The sequence below is a fragment of the Sphingobacterium sp. 40-24 genome (assembly GCF_001899705.1).
Lineage (GTDB): Bacteria > Bacteroidota > Bacteroidia > Sphingobacteriales > Sphingobacteriaceae > Sphingobacterium > Sphingobacterium multivorum.
On the sequence record NZ_MKWH01000053.1, the window covers coordinates 31,178 to 50,353 of the forward strand.

Here is a 19,176-nt window from a genome sequence, read left to right on the forward strand (position 1 = left end):
AAACAGCTTAGTCAGATTACGGACGTGAATTATATTATTATTGTAGGGGCCACCCAGGCATTATTGGCATTGGGTGTTTTATTAAAGAATAGAAAAAATAATGGACAGCATGATAATATTCTTTCTTACTTATTAGCCTCCATATTTTTGCATTTGGCAATCAGTTTTGCTCTGAATGTTTTTTGGCCCCATTCAAAAATCCACCAACAGTTTAATACATTTATTGCTTTAGCTTATCCAGGGTTACTATGGTGTTATGTGCGCTATCTCGGACATCGCGGGAAACCCATTGATGTTCTCCTTGCTATGCTTCCGTCTATAGGTGCTTCAATCGGTTATTTTTGGATTGCTGCTTATGTAATTAAGAATGCTGGGGAGCTACCGCCATTTATAAGAAAATACAATTCGACGTCAGGTTATGCATATACGATATTATATATTGCTTACCCTTTAAAGATTTTGGCTCAGATAAAGTCGATATCGGTGTTCTGGAAATTGGAAAAAGGGATGGTTAGGTTGGCTGCATTTTTACTCTTACTAATAGGTCTTGCATTTCTTATCATCACGATCTGGACTCAGTTGTTTGATGTAACCCCTTATTTTTCTTTTATCCATTTGTGGCTTCGTGTCGTTATCTATTTGATATTGTCGATTATCTGTATCTCGATTATTTATGTAAAAATAAGCTCTTTCCTCTATGTCCATGTTTATCAGCTGGAGGAAGCCAAGGAACAGCTATCTGTCAATAATGAGAAAGAACCGATCGGTGTCGAAAGTAAAAAACAGCGCTCTTTTCCTGTGGAGGAAAATGAAAAGAATAGCAGCTTGGACTATGCAGGTATTTTGGCTAAGGTAGAGTATTTGATGTCCAATCATAAAGTTTTTTTGGATCCCGATCTGACATTGGAAAGTCTAGCGGCAAAAGCGGATGTATCGCGCCATCACCTTTCAGAAACCTTAAATCAATACAAAGAAAAGTCTTTTTATCAGTATATCAATGAATATAGGATTAAGGAGGTGGTGATGCTGATGGATAAGTGCAGAAAGAAAGGCGAAAGTATTCATATTCTCTCGTTAGCATTTCAGGCCGGCTTCCATTCCAAATCTTCATTTAATCAATATTTTAAAAGAGTCCAGGGTTGCACCCCATCGGCCTATCTCAAGGACGCAGCGCATTTCAATCTACTCAAGGCCTAATGGCTTAATGCAGCATTTCCGAGTTACGTTTACTTTTCTCTATGGAAAAGGCGTATTTCTACGTCGTTAACCCGGTGCCAATTTATCGATAACCTAAGCTTAATACAAAATTAATTTTTGTAAATAACATATATACAGTTTGTTGTGTTGTTTGTCGTAAGCGATAGGTACTTCTTTATCGAGGAAGACGATCTGTAGTTTATGAAACATCAATTTCGTATCAAATAACAAAAATTGATTACATGATATGAAAAGGACGTTACTCTTTTTGATTGTGTTGATGCCTTTTTTTATACAGGCACAACAAATTACGGGAACTGTTACTTCAACTATTGATGAAGTATTGCCCGGAGCAACAGTACAAGTTGGAAAGCTGGCGGCACAAACCAATTTAGATGGTAAATTTACATTGATTTTAAAAGAAAAGGGACATATTAGGCTTTCTATTTTCTACACGGGCTATCAGGTGTTCACACTTGATACAGTAGTTTCCCAAGAAGGGATCCATTTAGGGAATATTAAATTGGTGCCTTCCAATAATAGTCTCGGTGAAGTTGTTGTTGTTGGTTCTTCTGCGGGCTCTCAAGTCAAAGCATTGAACATCAAGAAAGGGGCAAATGCCATTATGGAAGTGTTAGCGGCAGATGCCATTGGTAAATTGCCCGATCGAAATGCCGCCGAAGCTGTACAACGTATTCAAGGGGTCTCCATTGAGCGGGATCAAGGAGAAGGACGCTATGTTTCCGTACGGGGTACACCAATCCAGTGGAGCGCTTCGTTGTTAAATGGAAATAGACTTCCTTCAGCTAGTCTTGATTATGCTGATAGGAGAATTCAGATGGATATTTTCCCATCGGAAATGATTCAATATGTACAATTGTCAAAAGCTATTACTCCCGATATGGAAGGAGATGCTATTGGTGGATCCATCAATTTTATTACCAAAGCGGCCCCTCTTAAACGTACACTCAACATCAATGCCGCTAGTGGATATAATGGGCAATCTCAACGAGGTTCATACAATGGTTCTGTCCTTTTTGGAGATCGTATTGCCAAAGGTAAATTAGGGTACATTCTTTCTGCAGTAATCTGGGACCGAACAGCTGCCCAAGATCGATACAATCTAAACTATGATTTTGGAAACAGCGATAAGCGCCAAGCTTTTTCCATTACAGATCTTCAACTGCGCGATTATATTGCCCATAGGCGTACTGTTGGGTTTAATGGAGGGCTGGAATATGCCTTCAACGAGAAACACAAAATTATGGTCAAGGGCCTATATAGTGAATATCTAGATGCTCAGCGTGTGCGGGAAAACTATTTCTATTTTAATACTAAGACAGCAACGATTACAACAAGGACGGCAGATTATCATACCAATCTGTATTCCGGAGAGCTGAGCGGGCAGTCTGTTTTTTCAGAAAAATTAGGCTTGGACTGGGCACTTAGTGTCGATCAATCTTCATTTAAATTTAAGGATCCCGACTACTACCCGATGGCTACTTTCTCCCAGAAGGTGTCCTACGAAGGCATGGCTACAGATGGAAAGAAATACTTGGCGATGGATTCACCCGACGGAGTAGGGGACAATATTGATCGAATCCTGCCACATCTTTCACCTTCCTCTCCAATTAGTGCAGAGGCTATGAAGTTGACACAAGTCGTCAATATTAGAAGTAAAAACGAGGAGAGCAACAAACGTGCTGGTGTCAATTTAAAATATACACCGAGCAATTCATTGACCGTTAAATTTGGTGGCAAATTTATTCACAAAGACAAGAAGGTAGAGAATCCGTATAGTATTTATGTGGCCGGTGTCTCAGGACCTGCTCCGAGCTTAGCTCGTTTAGGGACTGAATCCTATCCGTATCGTGGCGGTTTTTTGACGGAAATAGGATCACCTTATAACAATGTACTCATTGACCAGATTTCCATGGAATCCGTAAAGCAGCTTGCTTCACCAGCAGGAATTGCAGATAACAAGTTGTACCCCTTCCGAATCGATTCCGCTACAAATGCCTCCGGAGCGGCCAACTATTACAGCGGAAGGGAAAATGTCTACGCTATTTATGGCTCCGCGGAGTACAAACTGACTGAGCAGTTTACCCTTATTGCTGGTTTACGAAACGAATATAACAAAGTCACTTTTTCGGGTAACAAAGTATCAACGCTTGCCGATAAATCTACGCATGTTGAAGCTATCAATCAGGACAATAGCTACAATGCCTTTCTGCCTATGGTACATGTAAAGATCAATGCAACAAAAAACGATATTATTAGACTTGCATTCACACGAAGTTTTGCGCGCCCTGATTTTGGAAATCTCAATCCAGGTACGGTCCAGGATGATATCAATCGTGTGATCACACGCGGAAATCCTAATTTGAAACCCACTTTTGCCAGCAACTTTGATCTAATGGTCGAACATTATTTCGGTGGAATAGGCATGGTTTCAGCAGGCGCTTTTTATAAAAAGCTTTCTAACCTGATTTATTCCAATCAGTCTACGCAAAATATCAATGGTATCATGTTCAATGTCAATGAACCGGATAACCTCAAAAATGCGTGGCTCGCAGGCTTCGAAGCCGGCATATCAAAGAGGTTTACCGAATTGCCCGGAATATGGAAAGGATTTGGAATCGATGCGAATTATACGTTTACAGATTCAAAAGCTACAGTTCCGCGCTTCGACAATGGAAAATTAATGGAAGATAAGAGTACGATTCCTAAACAGGCCAAACATCTTTTCAACGTTTCTCTAATCTATGAAAATAGCAAATTTATGGCTCGTATTGCCGGAAATTATAAAGGGAAATATCTTGATGCTATTCGTCAAATCGCCGGACCAGAACATTACCGATGGTATTCGAGTAATTTTTCAGTTGACTTTTCTTCTTCTTACGCTATTAACGCCAAGTTTAGGCTATTTGCCGAGTTAAACAATATTACTGGTGCCCCGGTACGCTATTACCATGGTGTATACGATCGTGCTGAGCAGGCTGAATGGTATTCTGTCCGTGGTCAAATTGGTATCAGTGCAAAACTTTTTTAAAATGACAACAATGATGAAATTGAAACAAATCACTTTAACCGCAATATCCCTGCTTATAATGGGTATTGGAACGAGCTTTGGCCAACAAACCGAACTGGCAGAGCTGGACCAACTAAAGATCAACCAGATTCAAGTCCTTGGGACACACAATAGCTACGCTAAACCCGTGGATCCTCGTCTTTCGGCTTATGCAGATCCTATTTTTTCAAAGATGATGGAAAAGATGTCAACGCTATTCCCTCCAGATAAACTTAATTCCTTTAAGGAGTTTCACCCTAATGCGATGTCCATGAGTGAAGGATTAAAGTACGACCATCCACCTTTCGATGTGCAACTTGATAGTGGAATCCGTAGTTTAGAAATGGATGTATATTATGACCCTACTGGACATCGCTTTGATAAACCTGCGGGCTATGAGCTCCTCAATAAAATGGGGGTTTCGGATCTTGCTCCGTATCAAAAAGAGGATTTGGAAAAGCCTGGTTTCAAGATGCTTCATATTGCTGATTTTGATTTTCGATCACATTATACGACATTCCGTGCTGGTCTTACAGCGCTACGGGAATGGTCTGAAAAGCATCCCGGACATCTCCCTATTTTTATTATGGTCGAGGCCAAAGACAAAGGGATTCCGATTTTTCCTAATAGTGCTGAAGTACTTCCATTTGATGATAAGGCTTTTGATCAGTTGGATGCTGAAGTTGTTGCGGTATTGGGAAGAGAAAAGCTTGTTACACCTGACGATGTACGTGGAAACTACAGCACTTTACGTGAGGCAATACGTTCTGGTCATTGGCCCACTGTTAAATCCGCTCGTGGTAAATTTATCTTCCTGCTGTTGCCGGCAACAGCAGGAATGAACCTTGAATCAGCGTATGTTAAAGATAGGCCTAATCTTGAGAAGCGTATCATGTTTGTCCAGTCGGAACCCAATGATAGTTTTGCTTCATTTATACTATTGGACAATGCTTTGGTTCGTCAGGAAGAAATTCGACGTTTGGTGAGGGATGGGTATATCGTACGTAGTAGGTCTGATATTGAAACCTTTGAAGCAAAAATCAATGATTACAGTAGGGCTAATGCTGCTTTCAGTAGTGGAGCTCAGATCATTTCAACAGATTTTTTTCGACCTGGAAATGGTTATAATACTTCTTACTATGTAAAGCTACCTAGTGGTAAGGTGGCCCGTCGGAATCCGGTGAATAGCATGAAGAAAAAATCTAAGGATATGATATCTACAAAACGGTAGGTCTGTCGGTCGCTATTGCAAATACACTTGAATAAATGAACAGGTAAGGTCGTTCAGAAATTTTCTGAATGATCTTACTTGTTCACTCAAGCTTTTTCAGCAATTGAAATAATATACACCGTCGTTTTCTCTTCAAAAACGCTATTGTTGTACTTTTTTCCTTACGTTAGCCTCTTTTTACTTCTTTGGTTTAGGCAGCTCCTTAATCCATATATTCTTAAAATCTACGGGTTGACCTTCACTCTGTAAAGCGATAAATCCACTGCTGAGCAACTTACCATCGATCTTCATTTTGGGGTCATACCCATTGGCCGTTCCACCTCCAATCTGAGGTTTTGAATATTCTAGTACGGTATCTCCGTTAATGATGTGTTTGATTAACGAATCTCCCAATACAATCAATTCCCCTTTAACCCATTGATCACCATCATAGGTCTTCGAAGTAGAATTTAAACAATGTGAGGAAGCTATTTTGCCCTGATAGACCACATTGGTTCCAGGGGAACACATATTTCCTGTAGGACGGGGTTGACCATCGCTCAATCCTCCTAAAAGTTGCATTTCGACAGAAATAGGCCAGTCCTGTTCTTTCAACATTGTTCTGGGGTCCTGCGAATGAAACATCACGCCGCTGTTACGAAGCGTATAGGAGGGGGCACCTTTATGGAGCGCGCCTACAAATCGATATTCAAACTTTAAATGATAATAAGAAAAGGGTGTTTTATAATATAAATGGCCAAATTGATCATTAAAATCATCATACTGATCATATCTGACCTTAATTATTCCATCTTCGACTCTAAACGTATTTCCGTAGTTTACACCGACATCATGATGATGAATTTTAACAAACCAATCATTGATGTCTTTTCCGTCAAATAATGATTTCCAGCCAGTATTATCTCCCTGGCTTTTCATTCCTGCGCATCCTGCAAAAATAAGGCCGGTAGCTAATATGGAGTAAAGGATTCTTCGCATAACATTGATGTTTGGTTTAAAATTGGATAGCAAGATACGATATATTACACTAAATTTTACGATCTAGGAAATATCAGGGACAGTAGTAGCTCATTCCAGTTAAGCGTTGGGTAGATAATAATAGGACAATTTAAACGAAGAATCAGTGTATATTTAAGCAAGTTTCGCGTCTCTTGTTAATTTACTTTTGTCAAGATATAGCTCATTACTGAACAGGTCTGTCAATACTTTTTCAATCTCGATTTTATTGCATGTTGTAGGGTTTCGTCTCGATTTTAAATAATTTTCCGCTGTCATTTTTTTTGCCAATTGTCCTACCGTTTGCAAGTCAAGCACCTTACCGGTTTTTTGTGCAAGCCAAAGCGCAAAATGGGCGGATACCAGGCCTGTGAGTCCAATTGGCCAATTAAAGTAAATAACAGCCAAGGAAGAAACATAAAAAATCGCGAGTATTAGAGTTACCCAGTAGGGTGGGCGTAGGATGTCAAGTTTAAAGCCTAAATGTCTTTCGAGTTTTTCTACCTTTAACCGTCGACCATGTTTGGGTAAAATGTTCGCAAGTGGAGACTTTATCGTGATCATTTGATGATCGATTTGAGCTGTCGAAGCAATTGCTTCACGTAACTTATAAAAAGCCTGCTGATTTGTACAGTCGCTCGAATGATCAAGTTGTATCTTATTCGTGATGTGATCGCAGAGCTCGCCAAACGTCGAGATATGCATAAGTTCTTTACTCCTAAACTTAATGTCAAATGATTTTTCGACTATAACGAGCACATCGCCAATATCGTCCGGATCTATATTTTGGAGTTCACAATCTGTCATCACATTCGTTGTATGAATTCATTTTATTATACTAATATACTTAAAATGTTCATTTGTATACTCATGGTATTCCGCTTTGAAAAAATTAGAGCCCTATTTATGAATTAAAAACGTTCAGCTGGAATGTCTACTCATTAAACCTTATTTGATTTGGAATAATCTGTTATTCCAAGTTTGTTTCCGGATGGATCGTTAAATTCAACTGCTAAACCTGTCATGATCTCAAATGGCTCGCTTAAAAATACGATCCCTTTTTCCTTAAGCCGTTCATATGTTGTCTTGACATCGGCAACGGTAAACCAAATCGTCGGTTTGGTATGTTGTACTGTACTAAGAATGATTGCAGGTTCATTGTCACCTATCTTGAAAGCCGTCATTCCCTTATCCGAAAAATCGAATTTAGTTTCTAGGCCAAGTAGATTTCCATAAAATTCCTTTGCCTTCTCGAGATTTTCTACGGGTAGAAAGAAATTGTCGTAATCCAATATTAAGCTCATTTTGTTCAGGATTTAATTTGCGATAGGTCAATACCAAATGCCGTCAATTGAGATGCTCCAAATTCAGTGATATAGAAATTTTTATCACTAGGATCTGCTTTTGCTAACCAGCCTTTTATAATCAGAGCCTCTAGTAAAAGTTGGCCGAGTTTTCCGCCGATATGTTCGTAACATAATTTTGCAGGCTTCATTTTATTGTTATTTTTCATTTTCGTCTCTTATATCAAGTTAATCGTTGATTTATAATTTCTTACCTGTAAAAGTATAAAACTTCAAGTGGAAGCTAAATGACCAAAATCATTGATTCAAGTGGCTATTTGACACAATTCAGCGAGCGAATCTTTGCGAGTAGGAAAACAAAATGTATGCAAATTTGGTATCTAGAGTAGGGATTTTTTTTTTATGAGAAAAGAACAGGATAAAGAGCAGCAGGTAAGAAGTTTGTTTGGACGATTTAAAGGTGAATTAAGGGATCCTGCTTATATAAACGTTGATTTTTTGGTTTTACTCGTGGACATCATCCGACCAAAGCATGTTCATATACTTTATCAGGTCGATATTCAATTTTTACTGGATTATCTCAATGCCGCACCGCAGGAGTTGGAAGGCTTTCAGCTTTATCTCAAAAGAATCTTGGCTGAAAAAGATTTTGATCAATTGATTTCTGATACTGGTATAATTAGTTATGCAGATTTTTTTTATGAACTAAAAAAAAGAATCACCGAGCGGTATTTGCCTTTTCAACCACCAAAGTCTACTTTACAATATCTGTTAAATCAGGTTTTTTATAGACCTGGGGATGCGGACTGGGTTGCCGCGATTCCGCAACATCAGTTCGATGAGCTGTTTCGTGTATCTCAATTTGAAACGATTTACGATGACAAAACGGGTTTTGGAATGACCGAAATATTGTATGGGTTGGAATTGTTGGTTCAACGTATTACCGGGCGTGCAATGGAAACAGACGTAAACAAGATGGTACCCGAGTTTCAAAATTTTGATAGCCCATTTATTGCTATTATGCGGGAGTTTACCGAATTGAATGATCGTATTTTACAATCAGAATATAAGTTTATTTCCTCGGATGATCTTTCTTATAAACAAATCTTGGTACTTCATAAGCAATGCGAATCGTATATTGAAACGGCTTTCGATAATTCACATCGTTTTGGAATTTCCATCAAAGTGAATCAATCGCTCTTACGTATGCGGCAACAACTGGAAAGGATCCGAGAAATCTTGTCGTTTTTAGTCATCGATCATGCAGATGAAAAGAGGCAAAAGACGATTGCGCTGGGCACTACACTTATTGGTTATAATTCCCGGAAAAGCAATATTCGCAAATTGGTTGGACAGAGTACACAGCTCTTGGCCTACGAAATTACGCATCATACTGCGCAGACCGGTGAGCATTATATTACCTCAAGTAAACAGGAATATTGGAAAATGTTCCGTTCAGCCTGTGGAGGTGGCCTCATTGTCGGCGTTATGTGCATCGTTAAATTATTGTTAGGTAAGATACACAGCAGTGAATTTGGTCACGCATTTCTTTACAGCATGAATTATGCGATTGGCTTTACGCTTATTTATCTTCTTGGTGCAACTTTGGCAACCAAACAGCCTGCGATGACAGCTTCTGCATTGGTGAACGCTATTGAGCAAGGGATTTCCGAACAGGGGGACAGCAAACATCGTTATTGGAAATTTGCTGAATTGTTTGCCCGATTATTTCGGTCTCAGTTTATTGCCTTTATTGGTAATGTTGTGATGGCTTTTCCGATGAGCCTTTTTATTGTCTGGGTAATTCAACAATTGTTTCAGGTCAATATTGCGAGCGCCAAGTGGTTACATCTGGTCAATGATCTTAATCCAATAAAAACACCGCTGATCTTGCATGCGTCTATCGCCGGTATTTTTCTATTTCTTTCCGGGATTATTGCCGGCAGTATTTCAAACCGAGACAAACACAACTCCGTGTACTACCGCATTCAAGAACATCCCCTATTGAAAAAAATATTCGGCCAGGCAAAAACAAACAAAATAGCTTCGTTTTATGAAAAAAAATGGGCTGGTATCGTATCCAATATTTGGTTTGGGATCTTTATGGGAACGACAGCTTCCGTTGGACTTTTTTTAGGTTTAAATCTGGATATAAGGCACATTACATTCGCCAGTGGGAATCTGGCATTGGGACTATTTGGTCATGGGATGGAGCTATCTACTGATATATGGATTTGGGGCATTTTAGGGATTGGTATCATAGGATTCTTTAATTTTATGGTCAGCTTTTCCCTTTCCTTACTGTTAGCGTTTCGCTCGAGGAACCTTCCATCAAAAGAATTGATTAAAATGGGAAAGGCGGTTTGGATCTATTTCAAAATAAATCCAAAACTATTTTTCTTTCCACCACAAAAAAATTAAAAATGGGAAGCTTCTTCCAGTGTTAGCTGAGCAATCTTGCTATTTTAAGGTCGGCGCAACACCTATACAGCTAGCAGAAGATGTGGCCCTATCTAGACATTGATATCACCCGAAAGATCAGGTTTATCTTCATCATCTTTTTCTTTCTGCTCGGCTTGCGCTTCCTCCCTGTCATGGGTACGATCATCTTTAATACCCGATTGATTGGTATTGGGATCTCTATCTTCTTTGGAAGTGCCCTCTTGTTGAGCTTCGGATAAGTCTGGGCTTGGCTCCCGTGGATCTGGGTTTGGAATGGCTGCGATGATAAGAACAAGCATGCCAACATGCGTTTCTTTGGTGTTTTTAGATCTGTTCATTTTAACGAGTTTTTTAAAAAAGAACATTTTTTGATCCATTATCGTTGGTTCAAATCATATTTTATTTATTGCCAGTGACAATTTCAACTATACCTTCTAGCGAGGTAAGCTTCAATTGTTGGCCGAAGTAACTCTTGTGCTCATCATCGATGTGTATTTCGTTGCCTTCCCATTCCATCGCCAATCTACTAGCCCGGATAGGTTTTATTTTAAATTCGACGTTGGTTCCATTCAATAGTCCATCGATATAGCTAATAAGTTCCTGGCGTTGATCGACAGTGACAATGATGATATCAAATTGTCCATCTCCAGGGTCAGCGTCAGCAGCAAGAACTAGCCGCGGTCCCATACTTGATATATTCATGATCTCAACAAGTATGCAATCTTTTTCATAGTTATTTCCAGCCACTGTGAGTCTTAGTGTGGTAGCTCGGAATGTTTCTACCAGTTTGCGAAGCTGTCTTAGTGCGGTTTTGATTTCATCTTCTGCGCTCAGCTCTTCTGTATTTTTTTTATCCATTTTCTTCATCAGTAAAGGAAATACACCAAAGCCAATGGATTCAATAAAATACAACGGCTTTCTTTCTAGCCCTATAACCATTCCTACATCGAATTTTTTAAGTTGGCAATTTTTCCAGAGATCGATAGCTTTTTCAATGTTCAAAGGAATACCAAGAGAAATAGCAATATTGTTTGCAGTGCCTTGTGGGAGTATGGCGATTGGCCTTTTAAATCGTAGTTTTTTTTCCAATAGCGCCATAATTACCATTCTTATAGTCCCATCACCGCCAGCAAGGGCAATGATGTCTGTCTGCGGATCGATTTTTTTGACAGCATCTTTTTTGGTTACTACAATGCAATTGTGGCCAAGATCTTCAATCAATTGGCATAGTTCATCTTTGTCTCCGTTTGAGTCATCCCCAGCAGCAGGATTATGTACTAACCTTATGTTTTTGCCATGTTCTTTCATAAAAGCTGAACAAAGCCTGCTTGAGATTGGTTTTCATAGAAAAGGACAGTTATGAATATACTTATTACCAATGATGATGGCATTTATTCACCGGGGATTGCGGCACTGGCAAATGCGGCAAAAGAGTTTGGGACGGTAAAGATTGTTGCGCCCGATGTGGAGCAATCTTCTATGGGACATGCTATTACGCATTCCCGGCCCCTAAGCTACCGACGTGCACCGATTACTTTCGAGGATATTGAAGCGTTTAGGGTAAATGGCACTCCAGCAGACTGTGTGGCGTTGGGTCTACATATGTTTCCCGATACGCAGGTTGTACTTTCGGGTATTAACATGGGACCAAATTTAGGCAATTCCATGTGGCATTCCGGAACTTTGGCTGCGGCAAAGCAGGCGACACTGCTCGGTATTACCGGTATAGCATTGAGCACACCTGTCGGAAAGACCGAGCCAGACTTTGAAGGATTGTATCTGTGGACAATCGATGTGCTCAAGATTTTACTGAAAAATAAAGGCCCTGCTCTCTATAATGTGAATTTTCCAGCCAATCCGGAGGGGCTTTCCTGGACAAGACAATCAGTACGTTTATATGATGGCCGTGTGGTGCCCGGTGAGGATCCCATGGGAAGGAAAAACTATTGGATCACAGTGGTGCCATTAGATCCTGCTGAAAAAGGTACTGATCGCTGGGCAGTAGAACACAATTTGGTTTCTATTACGCCTTTACGTCTTGATCTTACTGCACATGATGAACTTGCTGTTAGAGTAACCAGTGAATAGCCATAATAGGGAAGGCGTAATGATGTGTTCGGCTGGCAGGGGAGGATTTTCAGCACAGCACAAATTTAATAGCTTTCAAGCAGTCAAATTTGTTTAGTACCTGGCATAGTTGATAATGCTAAGCGTATTTTCCTATCGGATAGGTAACTCTAGCTTTAATCCTGAGATACTATTTAACAAACTTATAAAGCATCAATGGGAATGATCATTTTAAAAGTAATTTTACTGCCCTTCAAATCTACCACTATCTTTCCCTTGTGAATTTTCACTATTTCACGCGTAATAAACAATCCTAATCCAAGTCCTTTGCTATTGGTTCCTCTGACAAAAGGCTCAAATAGATCTGTAAAATCTAAAGATTCAGAATTCATAACTTCATTTGTGACACTAAAAATGAAATTTTCGTTTCGAATAAAGGCATTTATCTTTATATCTTCATGGGGATTGCCATGTTTTATTGCATTTCCAATCAAATTCGCGAAAACTCGGCCCAATTTGTGTTGATCACAATGTATTTTAGCTGAAAGACTGATATTGGCTAATAATTTCCTATGATGCAACAGCTCAAATTCTGCTAAGATTTGCCTTATCAGTGAATCCATACACTTCTGCTCAATCAATCTTATTCGTCTATTTTCAAAACGTATACTGCTGAAATCCAAAATGTCGTCTATCATCCCTTTCATCCGGAAAGAGGCTTCTTCTATTTTCTTTAGTAAATTTTTATGGTTTTCGTCACTTATATTCTCCGAAAGATACTGCGATATCACCTTTACGATGCTGACTGGATTATTTAAATCATGAGCTAAGGAAGCTAAAACGAGTTCTCTGTTTTTGGAGTAATTAATCTCCTGTTCTAATTTTTTTCTCGTACTTCTATATTCAATTACAGATTTAAAGTCTATTGCAATCAAATCACCACAGACTGGGAGCAGCATTTCCAATTTACTTCGGTCAAAATGCACAGGTTCGGTGTTCATGAAACTCAGGTGTCCTACAATAGAATCACTATTGTTAATTATCGGGTAAGAAATATAACTTTTTAGACCGAATTCCTGAAGAAGGAGTGCCCATCGGCCGACAGAACATTGTTCGCTATCGGCAATGTAAATAGGTGAAAAACCCCTACGGATCTCCTGATATATTTTAACATAGGTTTCGCTATTTTTATTGACGATTGTCCGAGACTGATAATCGTAAACACACCAATTCCCCCATTTCAGGCCATCTTTCTTGCGTATCAAGCCATATCTCATTTTCGTGTGGCTGCATAATACCTCTAAAATTTTTTGACAGGAATCGAAATCGCTCCCCTTAGCATAGTGTTCATTTAATTGATTTGGGCTTATCATTATGTAGGTCGATTTGATAAATAATAGCAGTTGACTTATTGTTGAGATTGGTGTACTTCATAGTTGTTAAAACCCTTAATTGCACGAAATATAAACACTATCATCGCAAAAACTAAAAGTATATGAATAAAATCTTCAGTTATGAATCCGCCTAAAAAAGTGACCGCCCACATGATCACCATACCGATACCTGCCAAATATAATAGATCTTCCATATTAAATACGATTGTTTATTGAAGAACAATATTATCAGTGAATCGTTTCGTAATTTTATAATGCGATAGGAAAAGTTACTAAAAAGAAGCTGTGTTAAGTGAAGTCATACGCTTTAAGAAGAATCATCAGGTTTGGAGATATTGAATATTGTTGTTATAACCAATACTGAAGTGCGTAAAATAGGTATAGTAAAGAATACATATAATGGTTATATTAGTTATTATTAAAATTTCTTGTATGAAACGTATAAACCAATTACTCAAGGGGCTTCTTGCCGTCTTCACTTTATTCTTTTTTATCCAGTGTAGCAAAAATTCTGCTGAAAGCAATGAGAAAATAATGATTGTGGGACCGCAGTTGGTTGATTGCGAAGGTGTCAGCCCAATGAAGTGCATGCAGGTCAAGGCGAAAGAATCAGATAACTGGGAATATTTTTATGGGAATATCCAGGGATTTAACTATGAATCAGGATATGAATATGTGATCAAAGTAAAGGTAGAAGAGGTCAAAAACCCTCCTGCTGATGGTTCATCTCAGCAATATACACTGATAACTCAAGTGTCAAAAACAAAAAAGTAATTTGATTATATACTAAGAAAGTCCCTTTTTGAGAAATTGGGACTTTTTTATTTTCTTATCCAGACTGCCAAACGGAAAAGACCTTTATTCCTTTAGGAAAAGGGTAAAAGTGATGAAAACGGATGATACGCTTTTTTTAACGGAAGGTAATCTACGGGATAAGCTTATGTAAAAGCGATCCCGCAGATGGTTAAACAAAATAAAAGTACTTATTTGCTTTCTAGTGCGACTTCCTGTGCTTTATAATAGCTTTCTATTAAAGCTTGATAATTAGGCATCACCAAGGAAAGTGCATGTGCATATTTCGCAGCGTCCGTATGTTTCCAACTTTTTAATATTTCACTAATTACAGCTGTGGTCGTAATGGGAATAACGCCTGCCAACTGTAATCGAGAAATTGTTACTTGTGTTGATAATGGACTCATATCGCCTGAAGCATCAATGACCGCAAAAACTTCATAACCTTCCGAAATTGCTGAAATGGCAGGAAACGCCACACAAACACTTGTTAATACACCTGCAATAACCAATTTTTTCTTACCAGTAGCTTTAACAGCTTCAACAAATGCAGGAGTGTCCCATGCATTTACTTCACCAGTACGTCCGACATATTGTGCATGTGGGGCATTTTCGTGGATTTCTGGCATCAATGAACCATTCGGACCCTTTGGTTCTGAAGCAGTTGTAATAACAGGGATGTTTTCAATAGCGGCGACCTGTGAAAGAGCGACTACATTACTTCTCAATGTAGGTACTTCAATATCTTTTACTGTCTGGAATAGACCACTTTGGTGATCGATCAATAAAAATGCTACATCGTCCGCGTTGATTCTTGTTGTAAGTGCCATGACTTTAAGATTTAAAATGTTAATACTAATTTTTTATAATGTCAATGGTTCCGGTATTCATGAAATCTGACCTAGAGGAACCTGTTTTCTTTTGTTTGATAAAGTTAGGGACTGTTGAAGCAGCAAAAAATGGAGTACAACAAGCATAAAACATAATGTACATTAAGATTTATTGCTGCTATTATCATTCTGCATCCTAAAGGAATAATCGATGGAGTTATTCGATCGCTTATTATTCTAAATTTTTAGCTTTAAGTATTTCCCAACTTTACTATATTTGCCGCTAATAATAATTAGTCTAAATAGTAATTGTGTCTTTTTGCAGAGCAGTATTTCCAGGATAGCAAGGTTTGGAAATAGAAAGACATCAATATGCAGACAGGGCAAATGATTTTTTAAACACCTTAAATACGTGAAAAAAACAACAAGATCTTGGTTTATTACCCAGAATACAATATTGGCTAGTAGTCTATTGGTTTTAAGTTTTTCTATAATTCCAGCAATAAGTTTTTCCATGGAAAAACCGATGACTGTTAAGAAAAATGGTCATGGTCAAGAACCGGGGACAATTAAGGGCAAAGTGAAAAATTCAGTGGGGAAAGGTTTGTCCAATGTGTATATCAATATTGACGGGATAAATAGTACCAAGACTGATAATGAGGGGAATTTTATTTTTTCAAAGATTCCTAAAGGAATTCACTCCATGACCGTAAAGCATATTGGTTTTCAAGAAATCAGATCGCAGATCGCACTGGAAGGGGAAATTCTGGAGCTTCCAGACTTTGTCATGGAACAAACAAGCAATCATTTGAATGAAGTTGTTGTGACGGCGAGCAGATTGGCTGAAAGCATAGACGAAGTACCATCGTCAATTACCTATATCGGAGGTAAGACCTTAGAAGATCAGCGTCTGATAAATGACAACTTACCTAATATCCTAATGCAGAAAGTGCCAAGTATCTCTCCAAGTGAGGAAAGCCAAAATAACTTCATCGCTAAAATACGTGGTCGGAATTTTTTGGTACTTATCGATGGGATTCCTCAATCTACTCCTTTAAGAAATGGCGGAAGAGATATGAAGACGATTGACGCTAGCGCAATTGACCATATTGAAGTCATCAACGGTGCCTCTGCAATGTATGGAAATGGTGCCGCCGGTGGTATAATTAATTACATTACAAAGAAGCCAAAGACAGACAAGAGTTTTCACTCGTCAACCTCTTTAAATAATTCCCTAAGCTTGGTCAAACCAAGTGAAACATATGGGTATAATTTGGCACAAGTATTTTCAGGATCGCAAAACAAGTTTGATTATGTCGTGCAAGGAAAGATTGCGCGAACCGGCGTGGTCCGCAGCTCTGATGGTACCATTGTAAGTCCATTCTATGGTCTGGGCGAGACAAAAAGTTATAATACCTTGGCGAAGATCGGTTATCAGATTAACGATAATCATCGCATTGAATTGATGGGTAACTATTATAGAAGTGTTCAGGATAGTAAATACGTCGGCACTAAGGGGGAGTTTGGAAGTAAACCCGCTATTGGGATCCCTTCAGATACAGTGATTAATGGCGGAACACCTTACAATAAAGCTTTTCATGTAAAGTATGATGGCAACTTTGGTCGGACTTCAGCAAATATGAGTCTGTATTATGAAGATATGAACACGGTATTTGAAACCTACAACCAAACCTATTCAGATCATAAGGGAGCTAGACTAAATTTCAGTACGCCCTTCGATCTATCCAACAACAATAAAGTAACCTTAATTTATGGAGTAGATCTTTTAAAAGATCATACGGTTCAAAAAACGTTGAGCGATGGATTAGTGACACCCGATATGAACATGAAAAGTGGGGCTTTATATCTTCAAAGTAAATTTAATCTCGCCGGTTACTGGATAGTGAAAGGTGGTGTCCGGTACGAAAACTTGGATTTTAAGGTAGGGGATCTGACAAAAGCAGGGAAAGTTACTCCGGGAGACAAGAGCAATTCAAATGCATTTGTATTCAATTTGGCAGGAAGGTATAATAAATTGAAATACCTACAGCCCTTTGCTTCATTTTCGCAAGGATATTCTATCGGCGATGTGGGGCTTGTATTGCGAAATGGAGTACCTTTGAGTCAAATCGATCCGAAGCCAGTAGTTGTCAATAACGTTGAGTTGGGTCTAAACGGGACCTATTCTATGTTGAGCTACCAATTGACAGGGTATTATAGCTCCTCCAAAAAAGGCAGTACATTCGCAGAAACGTCAACACCTGGTAATTATGAATTGATTCAAGTGCCGCAACGTATTTACGGTTTGGAGTTTGTTGTCGATATTACTCCTGTTGACTGGTTCAAGTTTGGTACTATACTCGGGTACATGGATGGTAGGCAAGATTTGAAAAATGAGGGAAAGTATAAGGATAAGTTGGACAACTCCATTATTTCGCCTTTTAAAATAAATATTAATGCCGATTTCAAATTGACAGATCGGTGGAACGTCTATCTCCAATATTTACATTTGGGTAAACGCGATGTTTTTCAACCTTCTGAATATAATTATGGCAAATACCCGATTTCGGGCTATGGGCTGATGGATTTCCAAACGCGCTATAAATTAAAGAATCTAGCTTTCATTTTTTCAGTTAATAATATCCTAAATAATGATTACTTCCCGCTGCACGCGGAGGTGAGAGGAGCCACCAATGAAGGCCGTTATTATGTAAAAGGAAGCGGGACAATAGCAAATTTAGGTATTCAATTGGATCTGTAATTATTTATCGTAATTTCTATATTGCAACTTGAATAAAATTCATAAAATAGAATTGATTCGAAGGTATTATAAGCTGCTCCCATTAGACGTATAAGAATTGGATTCATCTGTGTTAGGTGATATATATGAGTTTTCAGTCTGCACGATGATAGGTGGCCTTTGAGATACGCTTGCGCTCGCTAAGATTTGTATTCAACGTTTTCAAATGCTTAATATGTATCCGGAATGAAATTCGCTATTAGACCTATTCAACATTTTTTCAAAGTCGCGATGCTAGCAGATCGGTAGGCGTGTAACCAAAATGCTTTTTAAACGCATAGGAGAAATGTGAGAGATTTTCGAATCCTACCGCATAACAAACTTCGATTGGTTTCATTCTTTTTTCAACAAATTGATAGTGTGCTAGCTCCAATCGTTTTTTTGTTAACCATCGCTGCGGTGTGAGGTTGAAAATCTTGCTAAAATCCCTTTTGAAGGTGGTTAAACTTCGTCCTGTCAGATAACCGAATTTTTCCAGCGATAAATTGAACATAAAGTTCTTTTCCATATAGCCTGCCAGGTCAATTTTTCCGGGTTCTTCAAAGTTAGCCAAAATAGGATCTATTTCTTTATCTATCGCCCGGAGGATACTGATTGCTTCCGTGATTTTCAGGGAGGCAATGTTCTCGGGCAGTTTCTGTAGTTCAAAATAAGGAATCAATGAGGAAAGACAGCTTTCCAGTAAAGGATGATTGTTAAAGCTGTATATCTTTTCCGATTTTCGAGCAGAAGGCTTTATGGTCAGATTTGCATAGAAATTTTTTAGCTTCTCACTCGTTAAGTGCATCACGACCGTTTTGTGAGGCTGTCCATCTTTTGGGTAGTTGATAATTGTTGCTAACTGATTTCTTGGAATTAGAAAAATATCACCTTCTTTAAAGAAGTAAGTTGCATCGGCTTGTACAATTTTTGTTTCACCGGAAATAAACCAGATTAATATATGGCACTCGAAACTGATATCCGATTTGAAGAACTTATCCTCATAACAGGATAGCTTAATATCATCTGTTATATATTTTGCTTTATACTCCATAATTCGAATTTTCTGTTCGG

Annotated in this window: 17 protein-coding genes; 7 read left to right on the forward strand and 10 right to left on the reverse strand. The window is 38.6% G+C overall.

Translation table 11 applies throughout. The features are described from left to right. Nucleotides 1-24: 24 nt before the first annotated feature. The 3 genes from BGP15_RS18930 to BGP15_RS18940 all read left to right on the forward strand — a co-directional run bounded on the left by BGP15_RS18930 (nucleotide 25) and on the right by BGP15_RS18940 (nucleotide 5,498). Nucleotides 25-1,197: a helix-turn-helix domain-containing protein gene (locus tag BGP15_RS18930; RefSeq protein ID WP_286770492.1), complete on the forward strand. Its 1,173-nt coding sequence runs from the start codon at nucleotides 25-27 to the stop codon at nucleotides 1,195-1,197. A 247-nt stretch (nucleotides 1,198-1,444) separates the two neighbouring features. Further along, nucleotides 1,445-4,249 (forward strand): TonB-dependent receptor, encoded by a 2,805-nt coding sequence (locus BGP15_RS18935; protein WP_286770493.1) that lies wholly within the window; start codon nucleotides 1,445-1,447, stop codon nucleotides 4,247-4,249. A gap of 10 nt (nucleotides 4,250-4,259) precedes the next feature. Further along, complete coding sequence (locus tag BGP15_RS18940; RefSeq protein WP_286770494.1) at nucleotides 4,260-5,498, forward strand: Ca2+-dependent phosphoinositide-specific phospholipase C; 1,239 nt, start codon at nucleotides 4,260-4,262, stop codon at nucleotides 5,496-5,498. Between the two features lie 177 nt (nucleotides 5,499-5,675). Here the strand turns inward: BGP15_RS18940 and BGP15_RS18945 are convergent, their stop codons facing one another. The 4 genes from BGP15_RS18945 to BGP15_RS18960 all read right to left on the reverse strand — a co-directional run bounded on the left by BGP15_RS18945 (nucleotide 5,676) and on the right by BGP15_RS18960 (nucleotide 8,007). Next, nucleotides 5,676-6,476 (reverse strand): 3-keto-disaccharide hydrolase, encoded by an 801-nt coding sequence (locus BGP15_RS18945; protein ID WP_286753401.1) that lies wholly within the window; start codon nucleotides 6,474-6,476, stop codon nucleotides 5,676-5,678. Between the two features lie 153 nt (nucleotides 6,477-6,629). Next, a complete protein-coding gene (locus BGP15_RS18950) occupies nucleotides 6,630-7,301 on the reverse strand; it encodes a hypothetical protein (RefSeq protein ID WP_286770495.1) in 672 nt (223 codons plus the stop codon). Between the two features lie 134 nt (nucleotides 7,302-7,435). Next, nucleotides 7,436-7,798 carry a VOC family protein gene (locus BGP15_RS18955; protein WP_286770496.1) on the reverse strand — a complete coding sequence of 121 codons (363 nt, stop codon included), beginning with the start codon at nucleotides 7,796-7,798 and terminating at the stop codon, nucleotides 7,436-7,438. A 5-nt stretch (nucleotides 7,799-7,803) separates the two neighbouring features. Next, entirely contained in the window at nucleotides 7,804-8,007 is a 204-nt protein-coding gene (locus BGP15_RS18960; RefSeq protein ID WP_286770497.1) for a hypothetical protein, read from the reverse strand. 193 nt (nucleotides 8,008-8,200) lie between these two features. Here BGP15_RS18960 and BGP15_RS18965 point away from each other — a divergent pair, with 193 nt between their 5' ends. Continuing rightward, complete coding sequence (locus BGP15_RS18965) at nucleotides 8,201-10,219, forward strand: transporter-like protein (protein WP_286770498.1); 2,019 nt, start codon at nucleotides 8,201-8,203, stop codon at nucleotides 10,217-10,219. 92 nt (nucleotides 10,220-10,311) lie between these two features. Here the strand turns inward: BGP15_RS18965 and BGP15_RS18970 are convergent, their stop codons facing one another. Next, on the reverse strand, nucleotides 10,312-10,578 hold the full coding sequence (locus BGP15_RS18970) for a hypothetical protein (RefSeq protein WP_139145015.1): 267 nt from the start codon (nucleotides 10,576-10,578) through the stop codon (nucleotides 10,312-10,314). Between the two features lie 61 nt (nucleotides 10,579-10,639). Beyond that, the gene (locus BGP15_RS18975) at nucleotides 10,640-11,548 is read right to left on the reverse strand and encodes a diacylglycerol/lipid kinase family protein (RefSeq protein ID WP_286753405.1); all 909 of its coding nucleotides are present in this window, start codon (nucleotides 11,546-11,548) and stop codon (nucleotides 10,640-10,642) included. Between the two features lie 51 nt (nucleotides 11,549-11,599). Here BGP15_RS18975 and surE point away from each other — a divergent pair, with 51 nt between their 5' ends. Next, nucleotides 11,600-12,328: a 5'/3'-nucleotidase SurE gene (gene surE / locus BGP15_RS18980; RefSeq protein ID WP_286770499.1), complete on the forward strand. Its 729-nt coding sequence runs from the start codon at nucleotides 11,600-11,602 to the stop codon at nucleotides 12,326-12,328. Nucleotides 12,329-12,510: 182 nt separating this feature from the next. Here surE and BGP15_RS18985 read toward each other — a convergent pair whose 3' ends face one another. Beyond that, the gene (locus BGP15_RS18985) at nucleotides 12,511-13,680 is read right to left on the reverse strand and encodes a GAF domain-containing sensor histidine kinase (RefSeq protein WP_286770500.1); all 1,170 of its coding nucleotides are present in this window, start codon (nucleotides 13,678-13,680) and stop codon (nucleotides 12,511-12,513) included. A gap of 35 nt (nucleotides 13,681-13,715) precedes the next feature. After that, nucleotides 13,716-13,895: a lmo0937 family membrane protein gene (locus BGP15_RS18990; RefSeq protein WP_046675131.1), complete on the reverse strand. Its 180-nt coding sequence runs from the start codon at nucleotides 13,893-13,895 to the stop codon at nucleotides 13,716-13,718. A gap of 238 nt (nucleotides 13,896-14,133) precedes the next feature. Between BGP15_RS18990 and BGP15_RS18995 the strand changes: the two genes are divergently transcribed. After that, nucleotides 14,134-14,475 carry a DUF4377 domain-containing protein gene (locus BGP15_RS18995; RefSeq protein WP_084823232.1) on the forward strand — a complete coding sequence of 114 codons (342 nt, stop codon included), beginning with the start codon at nucleotides 14,134-14,136 and terminating at the stop codon, nucleotides 14,473-14,475. Nucleotides 14,476-14,684: 209 nt separating this feature from the next. Here the strand turns inward: BGP15_RS18995 and BGP15_RS19000 are convergent, their stop codons facing one another. Continuing rightward, entirely contained in the window at nucleotides 14,685-15,323 is a 639-nt protein-coding gene (locus tag BGP15_RS19000) for an isochorismatase family protein (RefSeq protein WP_286770501.1), read from the reverse strand. A 514-nt stretch (nucleotides 15,324-15,837) separates the two neighbouring features. Here BGP15_RS19000 and BGP15_RS19005 point away from each other — a divergent pair. Further along, on the forward strand, nucleotides 15,838-18,084 hold the full coding sequence (locus BGP15_RS19005; RefSeq protein ID WP_286770502.1) for a TonB-dependent receptor: 2,247 nt from the start codon (nucleotides 15,838-15,840) through the stop codon (nucleotides 18,082-18,084). Between the two features lie 259 nt (nucleotides 18,085-18,343). Here BGP15_RS19005 and BGP15_RS19010 read toward each other — a convergent pair whose 3' ends face one another. After that, on the reverse strand, nucleotides 18,344-19,156 hold the full coding sequence (locus tag BGP15_RS19010) for a helix-turn-helix domain-containing protein (RefSeq protein ID WP_286770503.1): 813 nt from the start codon (nucleotides 19,154-19,156) through the stop codon (nucleotides 18,344-18,346). Nucleotides 19,157-19,176 lie beyond the last annotated feature (20 nt).